This is a genomic window from Endothiovibrio diazotrophicus, from assembly GCF_054657215.1.
Genome location: NZ_BAAHXB010000001.1, coordinates 26,835 through 44,677 on the forward strand (window position 1 = coordinate 26,835; position 17,843 = coordinate 44,677).

Sequence of the window (17,843 nt, forward strand, 5' to 3'; positions counted from 1 at the left end):
CATGAAGGCACTGGTTACCGGCGGCGCGGGATTCATCGGCAGTCACATCGTCGAGCGATTGCTCAACGAAGGGCATGAAGTGGTGGTGCTCGACAACTACTCCACCGGCCGCTTCGAGAACGTCGCCCATCTTGCCGACAATTCGGCGCTCCAGGTGCACCAGATCGACATCAACGATCCGGCGATCCGACCGCTCTTCGAGGGGGTGTCGTGGGTATTCCACATGGCGGCGCTGGCCGACATCGTCCCCTCCATCCAGCAGCCGGTGCCCTACCACCGCGCCAATGTCGACGGTACCGTCTCGGTGCTGGAGGCGGCCCGCGCGGCGGGGGTCAAGCGTTTCATCTATGCCGCCTCCTCCTCGTGCTACGGCATCCCCGACGTCTATCCGACGCCGGAGAGTTCCGAGATGCGCCCGCAGTACCCCTACGCCCTGGCCAAGATGCTCGGCGAGCAGTGCGTGATGCACTGGAGCCAGGTCTACGGTCTGCCGGCGGTCTCGCTACGCATGTTCAACGTCTACGGACCCCGTTCGCGCACCTCCGGGACCTACGGCGCGGTGTTCGGTGTCTTCCTCGCCCAGAAGCTGGCGGGTGAACCGTTCACCGTGGTCGGTGACGGCACCCAAACCCGCGATTTCACCTTCGTCTCCGACGTGGTCGAGGCCTTCGTCCGCGCCGCCCAGTCCGATCTGAGCGGTGAGATCATGAACGTCGGCTCGGACAATACCTACAGCGTGAACCGCCTGGTGGAGCTGTTGGGTGGAGAGGTCGTCCACATCCCCAAGCGTCCCGGCGAGCCGGACTGCACTTTTGCCGATGTTCGTCGGATCCACTCGCTGCTGGATTGGCGGGCGAACGTCCCCTTCGAGGAGGGCGTGGCGACCATGGTGGAACACATCGATTACTGGCGGGAGGCGCCGGTATGGACGGTCGAGGGGATCAGCGATGCGACACGCGACTGGTTCCGTTACCTGGGAGGAGAGTGACATGACTTCGGTTGCCCATCTGCTTGATTCCTCCCCGGCGAAACGGGGGAAGCCGCGCGAGAGCGGCCGGTACGACGGTCATTTGAACGGCCTGCTGGAGCTGTTCCGCAACGCCTCCGCCACCGATGAGCGCGGTATGGCCTACAGCGTTGACGGCGCGCTCGACTGGATCATCGACGAGGTGGCTGCGGTGCACTCCCGGCGCTGCAAGGTCATGGTGATCGGGAATGGCGGCTCGGCGGCGATTGCCAGCCATCTGGCCATCGATTTCACCCGCAACGGTGGGGTGGCCGCGATGGCGTTCAACGATGGGGCGAGCCTCACCTGTATGGGCAACGATCTCGGATTCGAGCGGGTTTTCGCCGAGCAGATCGAATTGCACGGCCGCAAGGGCGATCTGCTGGTCGCCATCAGCAGTTCGGGGGCCTCGATGAACATCCTGGAGGGCGTCTCGGCTGCGCGCTCGGCCGGCTGCTCCGTCGTCACGTTCAGCGGATTCGCGCCCGACAATCCGTTGCGCGGAAGCGGCGACATGAACCTGTATGTTCCATCTCCCCTGTACGGCTCGGTTGAGGTGGCGCATCAGATGCTCTGTCACGCGGTGATCGATTTCGCCGGTCGATGGGGTTGAGCGCTTGCGGATCGGCATCGATTTCGACAACACGATCGCCGGATACGATTCGGTATTCAGGCAGGTCGCGGTCGAATGGGGGCTGTTGCCGGAGGCGATTGCAGAGGACAAGAGGCGGGTCAAGGAGCTGATCCTGCTGCGTCCGGAGGGGGCGTTGGAGTGGCAGCGTCTGCAGGGCAAGGTCTACGGCAAATACATGCCCTATGCATCGCCGATGGACGGCGTGAAACGTTTTGTCCGGCGCTGCCGGGAGCGGGGCGTCCAGGTTGCCGTGGTGAGCCACAAGACGGAATTCGGTCATTTCGATGAGGAACGCGTCAACCTGCGTCAGGCTGCGATGGCATGGATGGAGGATCAAGGGTTTTTCATGCCGAACGACATCGGGCTGGTGAGGGAAAGCGTCTATTTCGAGAATACGCGGCGGGAGAAGGTCGAGCGAATCGCACAATTGGCGTGCGACTGGTTCGTCGACGATCTGCCCGAAGTGTTTGCGGAGTCCACTTTCCCGGAATCCGTCAACTGCATCCTGTTCTCTCCTTCGAGCCTGGAGCCTGATCCTTCGGCGCCCTCGACGGCCCGTTTCAACGGTATCCGGGTAGCCACTTCGTGGGCGGGAATCGAGAAGCTGGTTTTCCGCTGATGCGAGGGAGGGCGCTCCGATGGCGGCAAATGGTCACGGTTTTCCATCAACCTGCGGTGTGGACTGAGTATTGATGAATTCGAATGTGCTGATTCATGTGGGGCTGGAGAAGTGTGGTTCCACCTATCTGCAGAATGTTGCCGACGGAGCACCGGACATCCAATACGTACCGTTCATGCCGCTGGAGCGTTTTCGCTATGCCGTCTTCGATCGGGATATCCTCGGCAAGACTCCGCAACAGCCGGCGGATGAAACGTTGCACGGAGTGGTCGACGAGACCGACGCGAGGTCCGTGTTCCTTTCCGACGAACGGCTGGCCGGCTGGCACTATTGGGAAAACACCCTTATCCCGGACGATCGGCAGCTGGATGCCTACCAGCGTGGAATCGCAAGACATCTCAAGGAGGCCTTTCCCCGCGGGAAAGTGCTGATCGTCGCGCGAAACCCGCGGGCGTGGATCAACAGTCTCTACAAGCAACACGTCAAGGTGGGCGTCGAGCGGGATCTGGAAGGATTTTGTCGGTGTCAGCACGGCTATCTCCTCGGTGCCTACTCCGTCGATCGGCTGGTGGAGGTCTACGTCGCCGAGTTCGGACCGGATAACGTGCTGGTTTTGCCGTTGGAATTGCTGGCGCACGACGAGCGCAGGTTTTTCAGCGATATTCGTGAATTCAGTGAAATACCCCTGTTCCCCGACCCCTCCAGGAGAAAGAACGAGTCGCTCTCCGATCAGGCGACGGAGGTGCTTTCGCACTTCAACGGCGTGGTCAACTGGCTGTCGATCAACGCGGATCTGGGAGAACGGGAGTTCCTGCACTACAAGAGGCAGTTCTTCTCCTTTTTCGATAGGGTGTTGTCGGGGAACGCTTCGTCCCAGAGGGAGTTCTGTCGACGTCTCCCTGGTGGCGGGATTTCCCGACCGGAGTCGGAGTATGTGAGCCAGATGACTTCCGCGTTGGCCGAGCGCGTTCGGGAGACCCTCCGAAGGGACGTGTTCGAGCCGTACCGAGAGATGTACGCCGCCCATGAAGGAGCCGAGGTATGAACGAAAAGAGCGACGTGTCCAGAGAGTATGAGACCGCGCTGTCCGCCTACTACCGGGAGGATTGGAGTCTCGCCAAAAGCATCTTCTTGAAGCTCGCGGAAGAGCAGGATGCGAATTCGGAGTTCAATCTCGGGCGGATGGCCTATTACGGTCTTGGCGGCGAGAAGAATGTCGAGGAAGCCGTCCGGTGGTTCGAGCGCTCGATCGGTCGTGGCCACCTTTCCGCCTACCACCTGCTCGCGGAGATCTATCTCCAGGGCGAGCTTGGCGAAGTGGACCTGTCCCGCGCGGTCACCTACCTGGAGGAGGGGGCCGAGAAGGGGTCGTTCTCGTCCCAGGAGATGCTCGGAACGGCGTATGCCGAAGGGCGGCTGGGGCTGGAGAGGGATCTCGATCGGGCCATCGAACTTTTCCGCGGGGTGTTTGACCACGGTAAGTTCGAGGTCGGTTATTCCCTGGCGAAGGCGCTTCATGAAAAGGGCGCGGACTCCGCATCGATGGCCGAGATGTCGAGATGTCTGGTAGTCGCCATGGACAATGGCGAGCCCAGGGCGAGCGAGTGGGTGAGGAGCGAGGGGGCGGAGCTGTTCAGGGGCGGGGCGGATGCGGGGGATCTGCTCAGTCTCTACTATCTCGGCGTTTGCTACGTGCGTGGGTGGGGGGCCGGGGTCGACGTGAAGGAGGCCAGGAAGTATCTCTCGATGGCGGCCGACCGGGGGTATGTGATGGCGCACGTCGCTCTCGGGCAGCTCTATGCCCAAGGTCTTCTTGGAAAGGAGGGAGGGCGGCAGGCGGAGGAGCACTTCTCGGAGGTGATCCGCATGACGGCTGAACGCCAGGCAGAGCCGGAGGCCGGCGCGGCGAGGTGACCGCGTGCATCAATCACCGGGCCGGGAGGAACCGGCAGGGCAAACTGCGATCGTTACTGTTGGGGTCGAGAAATTCATGAGTTTTGTCAACTACGCGCTGGATCTCTTGAAGCGGCGGCTCGAGAGCGTCGAATCGCTGGAGCGGATCGCCGAGCGAATCGCCGCCAACCCCGACGGGGTCGCATTCTACCCGTGCAACCGGCTGGCCAACGCGGTGCTGGAGAAGGCGGCGAGTCGCTCGCCGGATTGCATATCGCGGATCGTGGGCGTCTTCGACGGCAACCCCGGCGCCACGTCGCTGGTTGGCGCCGAGGTGAAGGCGTTGGCGGATTTCGCCGCGCTCAGCGACCGGATCACCACGCTCTACATCACCAGCAACCACTACCTGCAACGCACCGAGCGTACGCTCGATGAGGTGTTGGACGGCTATCGTGGTGAGGTGGTTCGGCTGTCGATGTTCGATTACTCCTACCCCGATGGTTGGTCGGCAGAGCGGATCGTGAACGAGCTTTCCGACGTGTTGGAGATGCTGGCCGACGAGAAGTCGAGACAGACGCTGCTCATAACGATGCTGTCGCGGACCATGAATGACGAGGGGATGACCGAGATCTTCCGCACCGGCCGGGAGGAGGAGGTGAGCGGCGACGAGGTCCTGTACAAGGGTTATCGCCTGGACCGAATGGATGACGTGTGTACCGCGGAACTCTTCGCCGAGCTGTACGAGATGGAGTTCATCCGCGCTAAAGAGGGAGACGTGGTCTTCGACGCGGGCGCCTACCGTGGAGATACCGCGGTCTACTTCGCCGACCTGGTCGGCCCTTCGGGGCGGGTTCATGCGTTTGAACCCACCTCGGAGAGCTATGCGATGTTGCGGCGAACCATCGATCGAAACGGGCTGTCCGAACGGGTCACCGCGGTTAATTCGGCGGTGGGTGAATACGACGGAGAGGTGGCCATGGCGGCCTCGATCAGCGGGGCGCCCTGGGCGTTCGCCGCGTCGAGCGGTGATTCGGTCGCGGCGGTGACGACCCTCGACAGCTATTGCCGGCGCGAGGGTGTCGAACGGGTCGATTTCATCAAGCTCGATGTCGAAGGTTTCGAGGAGTGTGTGCTGCGGGGGGCGCGGGAAACGATCGAGAAGCATCGTCCGGTGTTGGCGGTCAGCTTGTACCACAGTTCCAAGGACATACTGGAGTTGCCCAAGTTGGTGCGGGATCTCGGACCGACCGAATTGTATGTGCGCTGCAAGATGGAGGGGCCTTTTTCTCTGGTGCTTTATTGCAGGTGACACGAATAGGAGGGTTCTGCTATGGCGGATCGTTACAATATGGATGGCCACAAACTGTTGTGGCATCCCGACCGGGTGGCTCAGTGGAAGGCAGGGGAACGCATCGCCCCCCTGCATATCGACATGGGTATTTCCACCGGCTGCAACATGGCCTGTACCTACTGTTACGGCGTCTTGCAGAACCGCGCGGGGTACGGCGGCAACAACAGCAACTCCCGTTACAACATGCCGGCCGAGGCGGTCAAGCGGGTGTTCGACGATGCCAAGCGTATCGGTGTCCGCTCCATCGCGCTGATCGGTGAAGGGGAGAACACGCTCAATCCCGCGTTGGCCGACGTCGTCCGACACGGCAAGAGTATCGACCTCGATTTGGGGTTGGCGACCAACGGCATCCGGATGCGCTCCGAGGATATGCCGACGCTGCTCGATTCGCTGGTGTGGATTCGCTTCAACATCAGCGCCTCCAGTCAGGAATCGTTCGGCAGGATCCATCAGGTCAACCGTTTCGAGCAGGTGATTGACAACATCCGTTCCCTGGTCGAGCACAAACGGGAACGCGGATCGACCACCACCATCGGCATGCAGATGGTGCTGGTCAAGGACAACGTGAACGATGTCGTTCCGCTGGCTCGCCTGGGCCGGGAGTGCGGAGTGGACTATCTGGTCGTCAAACCCTGCTCCGACACCTACGACGGTGATCTCGATTCACCCACCGGGATGTATGCCGGGTTGGGCGATCTGTTTCGCGAGGCGGAATCGTTCGCCACCGAGGACTATTCGGTGATCATCAAGTGGAGCAAGTTGGGCAACGAGGGAATCAAGGACTACCCGGTCTGTTTCGGTACCCAATTCATCATCGCCATCAGTGGTAACGGCGACGTCTTTCCTTGCGGCCACTGGTTCAACATCCGGAGGGATGAATTCCTCATGGGGAACGTGGTCGAGCAGGGGTTGGAGGCGATCGTGAAGAGCGATCGCTACTGGGAAGTGCAGGAGCGGATTCAGAAGGTCAACGTAAACCGCGATTGCGAGAGCAATTGCCGCCAGCATTACGTCAACCAGTTCCTGGACCAGTTGTCGAACCCGCCGGACCATGTGAATTTCGTGTGAACCTTGGGCGCTTGTCCCGTTGGAGTGGATGTCGATGAGGATCGTTGTTTTCGGAGGTACGGGGCTGGTCGGGGCCGGCTTCGTGGAGACGGCCCGCCAAGCCGGCCACGAGTTGCTTTCGCCCTCCCACCGGGAGGTGGATCTGGCCGACGACGGCGCGGCGGCAGCGTATATCGATGCGCACCGGCCGGACGCGGTGTGCAACTTCGTTGCCTTGCCGAGCATCGAACTTTGTGAAAGCCGACCGGAGCTGGCGATGCGATTGCACGTGGGTGCGGTCACGGAGATCGCCAAGGCGTGTGAGGCGCAGGGGAGTGTGTTCGTTCAGCCGAGTAGCCATGCGGTCTTCGACGGCAAGAAGGAAGGGCGTTATACCGAATCCGACCCCCCTCACCCGATGAACATCTATTCGGCGACCAAGGTGCTCAGCGAGAATCTGGCCCGGGAGTATTGCAGCGAAGCCGTTGTCCCTCGTTTTCCGACCCTGTTCGGGCGCCGGTTGAGCGGTGGGGCCGAGGGGTTCGTCGACAAGGTGGTGCGGTGGTTGGGCGAGGGGCGCACGCTGCGTATCGCCCGCGACCGGATCGATACGCCCACCTACTCTCTGGATGTGGCCGAATCGCTCCTGAATTCGATTGCTCCGGGGGGGAGTCGCGGCATCGTGCACCTCGCCAGTGAACCGGTGACCAGTTACTACGACTTCGTGGTGGAGATCGCGCGAATACTGGGGACGGACAATACGATCGAGCCCGCCCTCGATCGCGAGTTCGGCTCCGGTGTCTATAAGCCGCTGAATACCGCGTTGGCTAGCGAGGTGGTTGGTCCGTTACGCTCTTGGAAACTTTCTCTGCTGGAATACTTGGCGTGATCCATTTTGCGTTGACGCGGTTCCTTAAAAACTGGTTCGTTCATACTGCAGTGGCATTTTCAGTGATCTACGGCTGCGGCCTCTTTTGGATAGTTCGAATTCTACGAACAAGAAGTAGACAGGGGTATTGGAAGCCTCGACCTCTAGCGCAAGTCAGCCAAATCAAAAAATCATATTTGGTCTGCCGAGGGACGGACCTTGGTTTCGGCTAGGCCATATTGGGTTATTGCTTGATACCACCAAATGCTGGAGAGCCAGATGGCAATTTCGCCGTGCGCTAATCCTTGGTTCTACTTGTCGGGATTTCCCGATGGGTCGTATACGCCTTGTTGCTTCCTCCATTTCAAGGCGCCGATGGATGCGCCGAATTTGATGGCGGTGGAGGGTGTGAGGGCCCGCTTCAACTCGACCGAGATGAAATCGCTCCGTTCGCGCCTTATTCGGGGTGATTTATCGGGCCTCCCCTGTGAAAGTTGTATCGCTTCGAACAGGCAGATATCGACTCTGCCGGAAGTTCCACCACTGACTGATCCGCGTTACGCCGAGTTATGGGAACGGATTGAGGCGTCGTATCACGCCGGGGAGTTAAGCCTATCCTATTTGCCGCTGGTGTTCTCTATCCTTCTTACCACACGGTGCAACATTGATTGCGTGATGTGTGTTCTTGGGGATAAGGAGACGCGCGATAATCCAACTCATGAGGTGAGCGGTGAGGCGTTGATTGAGCTGGTTCGTGAGGTAGGCTATCAGGGTATGGCGATCGTCAAACTCTCGGGGGGTGAACCGCTGTATATGAAGCAGACCAAGGCGGTGCTTGACTATTTTGCTGAATACCGCTGTGGGCCGCGCCTTGGTATGTATACTAATGGCGTGTTGTTGCACAAGTATCTGCCGATGCTTGAAAAGCTCGAGGGGCTGGATTTTTGGATCAGTGTTGATGGCTATGGAGATGCTTATGAGATTATTCGTCGGAAAGCCAAGTGGTCGGTAGTGGAAGAAAATCTTCGGCTAATCGCGCAGGCGCGCGATCGTCATCCGGGATGGCGTGTATCCATCAACAGCGTGATTATGCGTTCGTCAATAGAATCGTTTCCAAAATTAATAGAGCTGGCATCGTCGCTCGGCATTGATGTTGGAATTAGTGGGATTTCAGGAGAGTACTGGGATGAAAATGTTTTTTTGTTTCCTGATCTTCTGGAAAAACTGAGTTGGCGAGAAGCATTGGGCGAGAGCCAGCGCATCGCTCAACGCTATGGCAATGACTTGCTGATTGATCGATTGGTACGACTGCGAGCGGATTTGGAAGGGGAGAATGATGGTGAGAGACGTCGGGGAATTCTTCTTTCCGATTCCGAAATGCAGAATATGGCGCGCCGCATTGCGGAGCTTCAACTCGTCGGGAAGCGTGTGGTTGCTTGGGGGGTGGATCGACGTTTGATCTCGCTAATGTCTGCTGGAATATTTGATGACCTTGATATTCAGGGAATCGTTGATGATGGGGGGCGACATGAAGGGCGATGGTTTGGGGGCGTCGAGATTTGTCCTCCGGAGATGGTTATGGATCGAGCGGAAGAGGTGCTTCTGTTCGCGGTTGGTGATTGGGCGCAGCGGGCGACAAATTTAATCAGTACGCGCTGGCCTCACATCCAAGTTCATGATCTAAACGCATTGGCTCAATTTGAGATCGATTCCGCCAATCGGTTGGCGGTATCTCTGGCTGGTCGGGATGTGGTCGTTTACGGAGCTGGTGAGATGTTTAAGGAACTGATGAGCCGCACGCGGATTGGCTCTATCTGTGTCAAAGCGGTGGCGGACAGCAATATGGCGATTTGGGGGAAGGCCGTGGAGGGCGTGCCAGTAGTGGCCCCCGGTAGAATCAGCTGCTACGGTACCGATGTGTTGATTGCCAGTCGCGGATCACGAGATGCTATCGCCGAATCTATTCGTGAGTTATATGGGAGTTCTCTGCGAGTTTACTCGGTGGTTTGATTGGTGGCCTGGGCGATGCCTGGCTTTGGTCCGATTTCGCATGGTTGAATACAGCGAAGTTTTGTTTGTCGCTCAGTAGGGGGTTGATCATGGCTAGTGGGGAGCTGAACCTTTCTAGCGCGCTTTCTCATACGGACCTGATCAGGTTTTCCATTGACCAGTTGGGACAGACCATCTGGGGGAGGGAGAATTCACTTGCGTGGCGGGAGAAGTGGCGGGTGTGGTTGGCACCATTGTTGAGGCGAACTCTTTCGGCTATCAAGGCGCATACCAATTCGCGACAGCGTAGAACGCTGATTTGGATATTCGACCGGGCCAGTATGATGGGCAATCTGGTTCGCGAGATCTGGGGCTACCGTGAACTCTATTCCGACCTGTTCGACGATTTGGTCATCGTCGGCCCCGCCCTCTCCTACGCGGCCAACCGGCGGGTCATGGATATCATGCTCTCTTCGGTTACCTACGTGGAAGTCGACGATCCGGCCATTCTGTCGCTGGCGAAATGCGATGTGGGCATCCTCGATTTCGAGGACAGTTTCTTTCTTTTGACCAACGAGGTTTTCTTTCCAAGAAAGCTTTTCGACGAGCGCTATGCTCGCGGGGTAAAGCCTTCTCCGCCGATGGTTGGTGAGTTTCACCGCAAGCTCGGTGCGGAGGTGGCGCGCTCGGTCGGCATCGGTGAGGATGACCGCTTGGTTGCGGTGCATGTGCGGGAGAGCTCCGGTAGCCAGAAACAGCGGGATGTGGCGATCCGAGACTACGGTCCGGTATTCGAGAAGCTGATTGAAGAAGGGTATCGGGTCGTCCGTATCGGGGATCGAGGGATGCCCGCACTCTCTTTCCTCTTTCCGTTCGCCAAGGAGATTATCGATCTGCCGCACCATCGCGCCTACGATCCGATTCTGGATTGGTTCGTGGTCTCCCACAGTCGTTTCATGATTCTCTCCGATTCAGGACCGGGGGCGCTGGCTTGGGCATGGGGGGTACCGGTGCTCGCGCTGAATGCCACCTACCATTACAATCGAACGCCCACCGCCGTCGAATTCAACGCCTATCAGCGCTATTTCGATCGTCGGCGGGGGCGCTACTTGTCCCATCGAGAGATCGTCGAGGGCGGTGTCTACCATCTGCAACGGGATGCGGAGTTCGCCGCTGCCGGTCTCGAACTGCACGGCTTGCCGCCGGATGTTCTGCTCGCGGTCACCGAGGAGTGGTTGCGGCGGGGTGGTGAGTTGACCGGCCCCCGGCAGGAGCGTTTTCGTCGAATCGCGCAGATCGAGCATGGACGGGCGCTCTCTTCAGCGGTCGGCCGCGAACGTTGGCAACAGTCGCTGCGCAACTGGTTCAGTCTGGGGGCGCTTCCCTACTTCGAGGTCTCCGAGGCCTATTGCGACTGGTTTCCGGGATTTCTCGATTCGGAGCCTGCGTGAAGGGGGATGTGTCGGATGCGTGAAGGTGCCCGGAATCTCGATGCGGCACTGGAGTCCGCGGAACGGCTCTGGATGGCGGGCGGGCGGCGGGAGGCGATCGACCTCTTCAACCGGTTGTCAGAGGACGACCGTTTCCTTCCCGGTCTGGAGGCGCATCTGCGGAGCGCCGGCATGGAGGCGGGCGTCCGGGTGGCTGGCATGGCGGCCCGCGCGTTGCCGACGGAGACTCGTGTGGTGGAGCTGCTGGCGTCGCTGGAGGCGCGCATGGGGTGGGGCGTGCGGGGGGCCTCCAATACCGCATTTGCGGCCTGGCTGCGTGGCGGTGGGCGGCCTTCCCTCTCCGCCGGCGAGCCCCTCGCCGATCGGGTCTACCTGGTTGCTCCCGCCGCCATCCGGGTCAGGGAGATCAAGATCGCACGGGCCATCCGCCATTTCGGTGGTCGGGTGGTACTGCTTCTTTCCGGTGGTGTGTCCTATGCGCTCGATGAGGAGTCGTTCGAGGGGATCTATTCGTTCGCCACGCTTGCGGAAGTGGGCGCCTGCCTGCAGGAGGCGGTTGCCCGCCACGGGCCGGGAGTGGTGCATGTCTTTTGCAGCATGGAGGAGAATGAGGGGATCAATCGCCTACTCTCGACGACCTCGCTGCCGGTCATCGGCGATTTCTACGACGTCATCGGCGAAGGTTACCTGATCGACCGGCGAGGATATTGGCGCCATCAGGCGGCGCTCGAACGGCTCTGGCTGGCGCAGGTGGATGGTCTGTGCGCCCGTAGTCTGGAGATTCAGCCGATGCGTCGCCGTGGTGAACTTTCGCGTCATTGCCCGTCTATCCTGTTTCCCGAATATTGTTGGGGCGATCTCCCGATCGAGCGGAAACCCCGCTCCGGCGGGGCCATCCGTGTGGCGGTGGCGGGGACGCTGGATTCCGGCGAGGACCCCCGGCATCCGGATTCCATCCATTGGTTGATCGATCTGCTGGATGGCTGCGGCGTCGAGCTGCACCTATTCCCGGCGTTCGACTATCGCGCCAGCGAGGCGCAGTTCCGCGAGCGGTTCCGCGGTTACCTGGCGACCTGTGAGCGGAGCCACCACTGCACCATTCATCGCACCTTGCCGCCGCGGGATTACGTGCCTGCGATGGCCGGTTTCGATTACGGTTTGCATGGGCTGCACCACGCCAACGACAACTACTCCAGCGACTCGATTCGGCGCGTGGAGAAGGACCTGTATTCGTACGGGAACCGGATGGTGGACTATCTCGATGCGGGGGTGACGCCCATCGTTCATGCGGCGATGAAGTTCTGTTGTCGTTTTGCCCGTGACGCGGGTGCGGTGTGTGTCGATACCGGGACATTGCGTAGCCGAGCGTTTTGGGCGGGTTTGCAACGACCGCCCGCGGTGCCGCCGGCTGCGGCCGCCCGGCTCACCCTGCAAGCGAATGCCGGCCGGCTGCGCGCGTTCTATGCGAAGGTCGTCGCCCATTGGCGGTCGCGGCGGGATATGGCGGGGGCGGCCTGAGCGGGGCGCTGTGGAGATGCCGGTGGCCGAACAGTCGATCGAGGCGATGGCGATGCCCGACATTTCCCGCACGGTGCGTGAGCTGACCGGGGTGGAGGTGCGTTCGGTGGCGGTTGTCCAGGGTGGAGGAAACAGCTGCCTCTATCGGGTGGACCTCGTGGACGGAACCCGATTGGCGGCAAAGCGGTATCCTCCACAGCCGCTCGGTGGACTGGAGCGGATGGCACGGGAACGGGCGGCGCTGACGTTTCTACGGGTGGAGGGGGTTTCCTGCGTGCCCGAGCCGGCGGGAGAGGATCGTCGTGCACGGGTTGCGCTTTTCGAGTGGATCGATGGCGCCGCGCCGGAAGGGGACGAGGCGGCGCTCGATGCCGTCGTGGACTTCGTCCGACAACTTCTACGGGTGGCGCGCCACTCGCCGGGCAGTCGCCGGTTGCACCTGGCGACCGAGGCCTGTCTGTGCGGGGAAGAGCTGGTGAACCAATTGCTGGATCGGGAGCGGAGATTGTTGGCGGAGGGCGAGGGAGAGGCGTTGAGGCGGTTTTTGCGTGAACGTCTGGTGCCGGCGCGCGAGCGCTTCGTCGGCCGGGCGAGGGCCGCCTACGGGCGGGCGGGGAGTGACATGCGCCGCTGCCTGGAGGTCGGCCATCAGACGCTGAGTCCGTCTGATTTCGGGCTCCACAATATGCTCAGGAGAGAGGATGGTCGCCACTGTTTCGTCGATTTCGAATATTTCGGCTGGGACGATCCGGTGAAGCTGGTCGCGGATTTTCTGCTCCATCCGGGGATGCGCTTGTCGCCGGCGTGGCGGAGCCTCTTCTTTCGGCGAATGCTGCCGATCTTTGGGGATGACCACCCGTTCGAGTGCCGCTTTCGGGCGCTGTTCCCGTTGTACGGGTTGCGTTGGTGCCTGATCATGCTCAACGAATTTCTCGGCGAGGGGTTCGCCCGGCGAAGCTTTGCACGGGATGGGGGGCGGTTTGATCGGGAGGAGGTAAGGCGTCGACAGCTGGACAAGGCGACGACGCTGCTCAACGAGTTGGAGGAGGCCGATGGCCAATTTTTCGGTTGACGAGACGGGTGTCGAAGACTTCAAGCGCCTCTCCCAGGAGGTCGCGCTGGATGATCGTTCGCGGGATCTGAGGAGGCTCGTGCTGCTGGCACTGGAAGGGGGGGGGCGCGGGCACCTGGGCTCTTCGATGTCGCTGATCGAGATACTGAGAGCGCTGTATGACGATTTCCTGAACTATCGCGTGGATGATCCGCGCTGGACGGAACGGGACCGCTGCATCCTGAGCAAGGGCCACGGCTGCCTTGCGTTGTATGCGCTTCTTGCCGACAAGGGGTTCATCTCCCGCGAACAGTTGAGAGGTTTCTGTTCGAGCGATACGGTCCTCGGTGGCCATCCGGAGCTCGGCAAGATTCCGGGGGTGGAGGCCTCTACCGGGGCGTTGGGGCACGGGCTTTCCATCGGTGTCGGGATGGCGCTGGCGGCGCGAATGGAGGGCCGGAGCAGCCGGGTCGTCGTGGTGACCGGCGACGGCGAGTTGAACGAGGGATCGGTGTGGGAGGCGGCGTTGTCGGCGGCCAAGCATCGGCTGGAGAATTTCTCCGTCATGGTCGATTACAACAAACTTCAGTCCTACGGTCCGGTGGACGAAGTGCTTGCGTTGGAGCCCCTTGCCGACAAGTGGCGGGCCTTCGGCTTCGCCTGCCGCGAGATCAACGGGCACGACGTATCGGCGTTGCGCGAGGCGCTCGGGGCACTTCCATTCGAGCCCGGAAGGCCGAGCGTGATCATCTGCCATACGGTGAAGGGGAAGGGCTTCCCGTTCGCCGAGTTCAACCCGCTGTGGCACCATAAATCCAGGATTTCGGCGGAGGATATCGCCGAAATGCAGTCAGCGCTGGACGGTTACCAATGAGAAAGACCTGCCTCAACTCCGTATACGAACTGGCAAAACGCGATCCGCGGATCGTTTTTGTGGGTTCGGATCTCGGTGCCGGTACGATGAGCGAGATGCTCGAGGAGTTTCCCGACCGTTGCTACATGGAGGGCGTGTCGGAACAGCATATCGTCGGTATGGCGGCGGGACTGGCGATCGAAGGCTACATCCCCTACGTCAACACCATCGCAACGTTCATGACCCGGCGCTGCTACGAACAGGTAGCGATCGATCTGTGCTTGCAGAATCTTCCGGTTCGGCTGATCGGCAGCGGCGGGGGCGTGGTCTACGCCCCGCTCGGCTCTACCCATCTCGCCACCGAGGACATGGGAATCATGCGTGCGTTGCCCAACATGGGCGTGGTGGCTCCGGCGGACGCGTTGCAGATGGCGAAGCTGATGCCGCAGACGGTGGAGCACAAAGGGCCGCTCTACATTCGCCTGGGCAAGGGCGGGGATCCGGTGGTTACCCCGGACGAGGCGCCGCTGGAGCTTGGGCGGGCGCTATTGCTCCGCGAGCCCGGAGAGGTGCTGCTGCTCACCACCGGGGTGATGGCTCAGTATTGTTTGGACGCGGCCGATACCCTGGGGACGGCCGGGGTGAGTTGCGGGGTCATGCACCTGCACACGGTCAAACCATTGGATGTCGCGGCGCTGGCCCGTTGGGTTCCGGGGAGGCGGTTGGTAGTGACGGTGGAGGAGCATATGTTGGCGACCGGGTTCGGTAGCGCGGTGATCGAGGCGCTGGTAGACAACGGGATCGATCACGGGAGGATCCTGCGGAGGGGAATCGAAGACCGATTCCCGACGGCATACGGGTCTCAGGACAGCCTGCTCGCCGGGTTCGGCCTTCGTGGGGACGCGATCGCCGAGGCAGTATCCAGTGCGCTGATGTGAGCGATATGGGCAGACTCTACAGCAACCTCAAGTTTCTCGGATTTCCGGAGCATTTGCAGGCCATTCGGGATCAGCGGGTACTTGCCCCGGTTCACATCCGGATGAAGCCCACCAATCGCTGCAACCACGATTGCTGGTACTGCGCCTACCATGTCGGCAACCTCCAATTGGGGGAGGACATGGACATGCGTGACGAGATCCCTCCCGCCAAGATGGATCAGATCATCACCGACGTCATCGATATGGGGGTTCGCGCGGTCACGTTCTCCGGCGGCGGTGAACCCTTGCTCTACCGGCCGTTGCCGGAGTGTGTGGAACGGCTGGCGGCGGGCGGCATCAAGATCGGCGTATTGACCAATGGCTCGAACCTCAAGGGGCGGGTCGCCGACGTCCTTGCACAACACGGAACGTGGGTGAGGATTTCGATGGATGGGTGGGATGGGCCCAGCTATCGAGCCGCCCGTGGAGTGCCGGATTCCGCCTACGAGAAGCTTTTCGACAATGTCCGCGACTTTTTGGCGCGGGGTACCCGGTGTGTTCTCGGGGTGAGCTTCATCATCGATCACGGCAATCACGGTCATATCTACGACGTGTGCGCCCAGTTGAAGGAGGCAGGGGTCAATCACGTCAAACTTTCAGGGGTGGTGGTTGGGAATTCGGTGGAGGAGAACACCGCCTATCACGATCCTATTCGCGCGGAAGTGGAGCAGGAGATCGGCCGCTGTCAGGCGTTGAACACGTCCGATTTCACCGTGGTCGACCATTATCACGGTCTGGAATCGCGGGTCTTCGAGAAGCACTACACCACCTGTCCGTTTCTCATGTTCCAACCGGTCATCGCCGCCGATCAGATGGTGTATACCTGCCATGACAAGGCGTTCAACAAGGAGGGATTGCTCGGCTCCATTGTCGATCGCTCGTTCAAGGAGTTCTGGTTCTCCCCGGAAAATCGTGAGCGGATCTACACGTTCAACCCCGCGCAGTCATGCCGGCATCACTGCACCGTTCATAACAAGAATCTGGCGATTCTCGAGTACCTCTCGCTGGATACCGATCATCTTCCGTTCGTATAGCCTGCTTTGAGGTGAATGTCCCAATGGGTGAACTCGAGAAATTTCGCAGAGTCGACGTACTGGCAGAGCTGATTGCCGACGAGAAGACGCGGGGAAAGGTGGTCGCGTTATGTCATGGTGTCTTTGACCTGCTCCATCCCGGGCATATTCGGCATCTGCAGGCGGCCCGCCGGGAGTGTGATGTGCTGGTGGTCTCCATCACCACAGACCGGTACGTCAACAAAGGACCGGGAAGGCCCGCCTTCAACGAGACGTTGCGCGTCGAGTCGCTGTCCGCGCTGGGTTGTGTCGACTATGTGACGATCAGCGATTGTCCGAGCGCGGTAGAGGTCATTCACGCGCTGCAACCGAGCGTCTACGTCAAGGGCAGCGAATACGCGGACAAGGACAGTGATGTTACGGGAAAGATTCGGGATGAGGAGCAGGCGATCCTGAGTGTTGGCGGCCGGGTGTTGTTCACCGATGAGCTGACCTTCAGCTCTTCGCATCTGATCAACGCCTACCTCAATGTATTTCCTCCGGAGACCGAGCGGTGGTTGGCCCGGTTCCGGGAGAAGCATTCGTTGAACGGGGTGCTGACGGAGCTGGAGCGGGTTCGTGGATTGAGGCCATTGGTGGTCGGGGAGGCGATCATCGATGAGTATGTATTCTGCGATGGATTGGGAAAATCGAACAAAGATCCGATGTTGGCGTTTCTCGAACGCTCCCGCGAGACCTATGCGGGAGGCGCGTTGGCGGTTGCCAATCACCTTGCGGGGATCTGCGGCGAGGTCGGACTGCTCACCGCCCTCGGCAGCGATCGATCGCGCGAGGAGTTCGTGCGCAATTCGCTGGCGGGCAATATTGCGTTCAACTTCGTCGAGGAGCCGGGTGTCCCCACCATCCACAAGCGACGATACGTCGACTCCTATACCGGAACGCGGCTGTTCGAGACCTATCAGATGGAGGATTCACCGCTGGATGGCGTGGAGGAGCAGCGGTTTATCGAGCGGCTGGAGGCGATCGTCGGCGACTATGACCTGGTGGTGGTGGCCGATTATGGCCATGGCCTGATCTCCCAGAGAATCGTCTCGAAATTGGTCGAGCTCGCTCCTTTCCTTGCGGTGAATACGCAGGCCAACGCCGGCAATCGCGGTTACAACCTCATTTCGAAGTACCCGAAGGCGAATTACGTATCCTTGGCTACCCACGAGGTATCTCTCGAAGTCCGGGACAAATACCTGAATTGGGAGGCGTTGTTGGCCAGGCTCGGGGAGCGGATTGACTGTCGTCACTTCACGGTGACCCGAGGCCGGGAGGGCTCGTCCCACTTCACCAAGGGTGAGGGGGTGGAGTCGGTGCCTTCCCTGGCCACCACCGTTTCCGATCGGGTCGGGGCGGGGGATGCGGTATTCGCCGTGACCAGCCTGCTGGTCAAGTCGGGTGCGCCGTGGGAGGTGGTTGGCTTCCTCGGCAATCTCGCCGGTGCGGAGATGGTCGGGGACCTGGGCAATCGGAACGCGATCAGCGTGAGCGGGTTGACCAAGCATGTGACGGCATTGATGAAATAGGG

General features: G+C 60.6%; 16 protein-coding genes. All 16 read left to right on the top strand.

All coding sequences use genetic code 11. The features are described from left to right. Position 1: 1 nt before the first annotated feature. The 16 genes from ACYQ2W_RS00105 (at position 2) to ACYQ2W_RS00180 (ending at position 17,841) form a co-directional block, all read left to right on the top strand. Positions 2 to 988, top strand: a complete 987-nt coding sequence (locus ACYQ2W_RS00105) for an SDR family oxidoreductase (RefSeq protein WP_459862164.1) — start codon at positions 2 to 4, stop codon at positions 986 to 988. A 1-nt stretch (position 989) separates the two neighbouring features. Then, the gene (locus tag ACYQ2W_RS00110; protein ID WP_459862166.1) at positions 990 to 1,619 is read left to right on the top strand and encodes an SIS domain-containing protein; all 630 of its coding nucleotides are present in this window, start codon (positions 990 to 992) and stop codon (positions 1,617 to 1,619) included. A 4-nt stretch (positions 1,620 to 1,623) separates the two neighbouring features. Next, positions 1,624 to 2,259: an HAD family hydrolase gene (locus ACYQ2W_RS00115; protein WP_459862168.1), complete on the top strand. Its 636-nt coding sequence runs from the start codon at positions 1,624 to 1,626 to the stop codon at positions 2,257 to 2,259. Positions 2,260 to 2,332: 73 nt separating this feature from the next. After that, positions 2,333 to 3,304 (top strand): sulfotransferase domain-containing protein, encoded by a 972-nt coding sequence (locus ACYQ2W_RS00120; RefSeq protein WP_459862170.1) that lies wholly within the window; start codon positions 2,333 to 2,335, stop codon positions 3,302 to 3,304. Then, on the top strand, positions 3,301 to 4,173 hold the full coding sequence (locus ACYQ2W_RS00125; RefSeq protein ID WP_459862172.1) for a tetratricopeptide repeat protein: 873 nt from the start codon (positions 3,301 to 3,303) through the stop codon (positions 4,171 to 4,173). The genes ACYQ2W_RS00120 and ACYQ2W_RS00125 overlap by 4 nt, the downstream gene beginning before the upstream one ends. 4 nt (positions 4,174 to 4,177) lie before the next feature. Next, positions 4,178 to 5,461, top strand: a complete 1,284-nt coding sequence (locus tag ACYQ2W_RS00130; RefSeq protein ID WP_459862174.1) for an FkbM family methyltransferase — start codon at positions 4,178 to 4,180, stop codon at positions 5,459 to 5,461. Positions 5,462 to 5,500: 39 nt separating this feature from the next. After that, a complete protein-coding gene (locus ACYQ2W_RS00135; protein ID WP_459862176.1) occupies positions 5,501 to 6,571 on the top strand; it encodes a radical SAM protein in 1,071 nt (356 codons plus the stop codon). A gap of 34 nt (positions 6,572 to 6,605) precedes the next feature. Continuing rightward, entirely contained in the window at positions 6,606 to 7,439 is an 834-nt protein-coding gene (locus ACYQ2W_RS00140; RefSeq protein ID WP_459862178.1) for an SDR family oxidoreductase, read from the top strand. A 243-nt stretch (positions 7,440 to 7,682) separates the two neighbouring features. After that, positions 7,683 to 9,428, top strand: coding sequence for a radical SAM protein (locus ACYQ2W_RS00145; protein WP_459862180.1), 1,746 nt, complete (start codon positions 7,683 to 7,685; stop codon positions 9,426 to 9,428). 89 nt (positions 9,429 to 9,517) lie between these two features. After that, the gene (locus ACYQ2W_RS00150) at positions 9,518 to 10,858 is read left to right on the top strand and encodes a TIGR04372 family glycosyltransferase (protein WP_459862182.1); all 1,341 of its coding nucleotides are present in this window, start codon (positions 9,518 to 9,520) and stop codon (positions 10,856 to 10,858) included. Positions 10,859 to 10,873: 15 nt separating this feature from the next. Further along, positions 10,874 to 12,376, top strand: a complete 1,503-nt coding sequence (locus ACYQ2W_RS00155) for a hypothetical protein (RefSeq protein ID WP_459862184.1) — start codon at positions 10,874 to 10,876, stop codon at positions 12,374 to 12,376. Positions 12,377 to 12,398: 22 nt separating this feature from the next. After that, a complete protein-coding gene (locus ACYQ2W_RS00160) occupies positions 12,399 to 13,448 on the top strand; it encodes an aminoglycoside phosphotransferase family protein (RefSeq protein ID WP_459862186.1) in 1,050 nt (349 codons plus the stop codon). After that, the gene (locus tag ACYQ2W_RS00165; RefSeq protein WP_459862188.1) at positions 13,429 to 14,301 is read left to right on the top strand and encodes a transketolase; all 873 of its coding nucleotides are present in this window, start codon (positions 13,429 to 13,431) and stop codon (positions 14,299 to 14,301) included. The genes ACYQ2W_RS00160 and ACYQ2W_RS00165 overlap by 20 nt, the downstream gene beginning before the upstream one ends. Continuing rightward, positions 14,298 to 15,218 (top strand): transketolase family protein, encoded by a 921-nt coding sequence (locus ACYQ2W_RS00170; RefSeq protein ID WP_459862189.1) that lies wholly within the window; start codon positions 14,298 to 14,300, stop codon positions 15,216 to 15,218. The genes ACYQ2W_RS00165 and ACYQ2W_RS00170 overlap by 4 nt, the downstream gene beginning before the upstream one ends. Before the next feature lie 5 nt (positions 15,219 to 15,223). Continuing rightward, a complete protein-coding gene (locus ACYQ2W_RS00175; RefSeq protein WP_459862191.1) occupies positions 15,224 to 16,291 on the top strand; it encodes a radical SAM/SPASM domain-containing protein in 1,068 nt (355 codons plus the stop codon). A 23-nt stretch (positions 16,292 to 16,314) separates the two neighbouring features. Continuing rightward, positions 16,315 to 17,841 carry a PfkB family carbohydrate kinase gene (locus ACYQ2W_RS00180; RefSeq protein ID WP_459862193.1) on the top strand — a complete coding sequence of 509 codons (1,527 nt, stop codon included), beginning with the start codon at positions 16,315 to 16,317 and terminating at the stop codon, positions 17,839 to 17,841. Positions 17,842 to 17,843: the final 2 nt, after the last annotated feature.

What these genes read in the sequence shown, in the direction of transcription:
- ACYQ2W_RS00135 (WP_459862176.1), top strand. Translation starts at nt 5,501, where the DNA reads ATGGATGGCCACAAACTGTTGTGGCATCCCGACCGGGTGGCTCAGTGG.
- ACYQ2W_RS00165 (WP_459862188.1), top strand. Translation starts at nt 13,429, where the DNA reads ATGGCCAATTTTTCGGTTGACGAGACGGGTGTCGAAGACTTCAAGCGC.
- ACYQ2W_RS00145 (WP_459862180.1), top strand. Translation starts at nt 7,683, where the DNA reads ATGCTGGAGAGCCAGATGGCAATTTCGCCGTGCGCTAATCCTTGGTTC.
- ACYQ2W_RS00125 (WP_459862172.1), top strand. Translation starts at nt 3,301, where the DNA reads ATGAACGAAAAGAGCGACGTGTCCAGAGAGTATGAGACCGCGCTGTCC.
- ACYQ2W_RS00150 (WP_459862182.1), top strand. Translation starts at nt 9,518, where the DNA reads ATGGCTAGTGGGGAGCTGAACCTTTCTAGCGCGCTTTCTCATACGGAC.
- ACYQ2W_RS00175 (WP_459862191.1), top strand. Translation starts at nt 15,224, where the DNA reads ATGGGCAGACTCTACAGCAACCTCAAGTTTCTCGGATTTCCGGAGCAT.
- ACYQ2W_RS00120 (WP_459862170.1), top strand. Translation starts at nt 2,333, where the DNA reads ATGAATTCGAATGTGCTGATTCATGTGGGGCTGGAGAAGTGTGGTTCC.
- ACYQ2W_RS00110 (WP_459862166.1), top strand. Translation starts at nt 990, where the DNA reads ATGACTTCGGTTGCCCATCTGCTTGATTCCTCCCCGGCGAAACGGGGG.
- ACYQ2W_RS00155 (WP_459862184.1), top strand. Translation starts at nt 10,874, where the DNA reads ATGCGTGAAGGTGCCCGGAATCTCGATGCGGCACTGGAGTCCGCGGAA.
- ACYQ2W_RS00140 (WP_459862178.1), top strand. Translation starts at nt 6,606, where the DNA reads ATGAGGATCGTTGTTTTCGGAGGTACGGGGCTGGTCGGGGCCGGCTTC.
- ACYQ2W_RS00105 (WP_459862164.1), top strand. Translation starts at nt 2, where the DNA reads ATGAAGGCACTGGTTACCGGCGGCGCGGGATTCATCGGCAGTCACATC.
- ACYQ2W_RS00180 (WP_459862193.1), top strand. Translation starts at nt 16,315, where the DNA reads ATGGGTGAACTCGAGAAATTTCGCAGAGTCGACGTACTGGCAGAGCTG.
- ACYQ2W_RS00170 (WP_459862189.1), top strand. Translation starts at nt 14,298, where the DNA reads ATGAGAAAGACCTGCCTCAACTCCGTATACGAACTGGCAAAACGCGAT.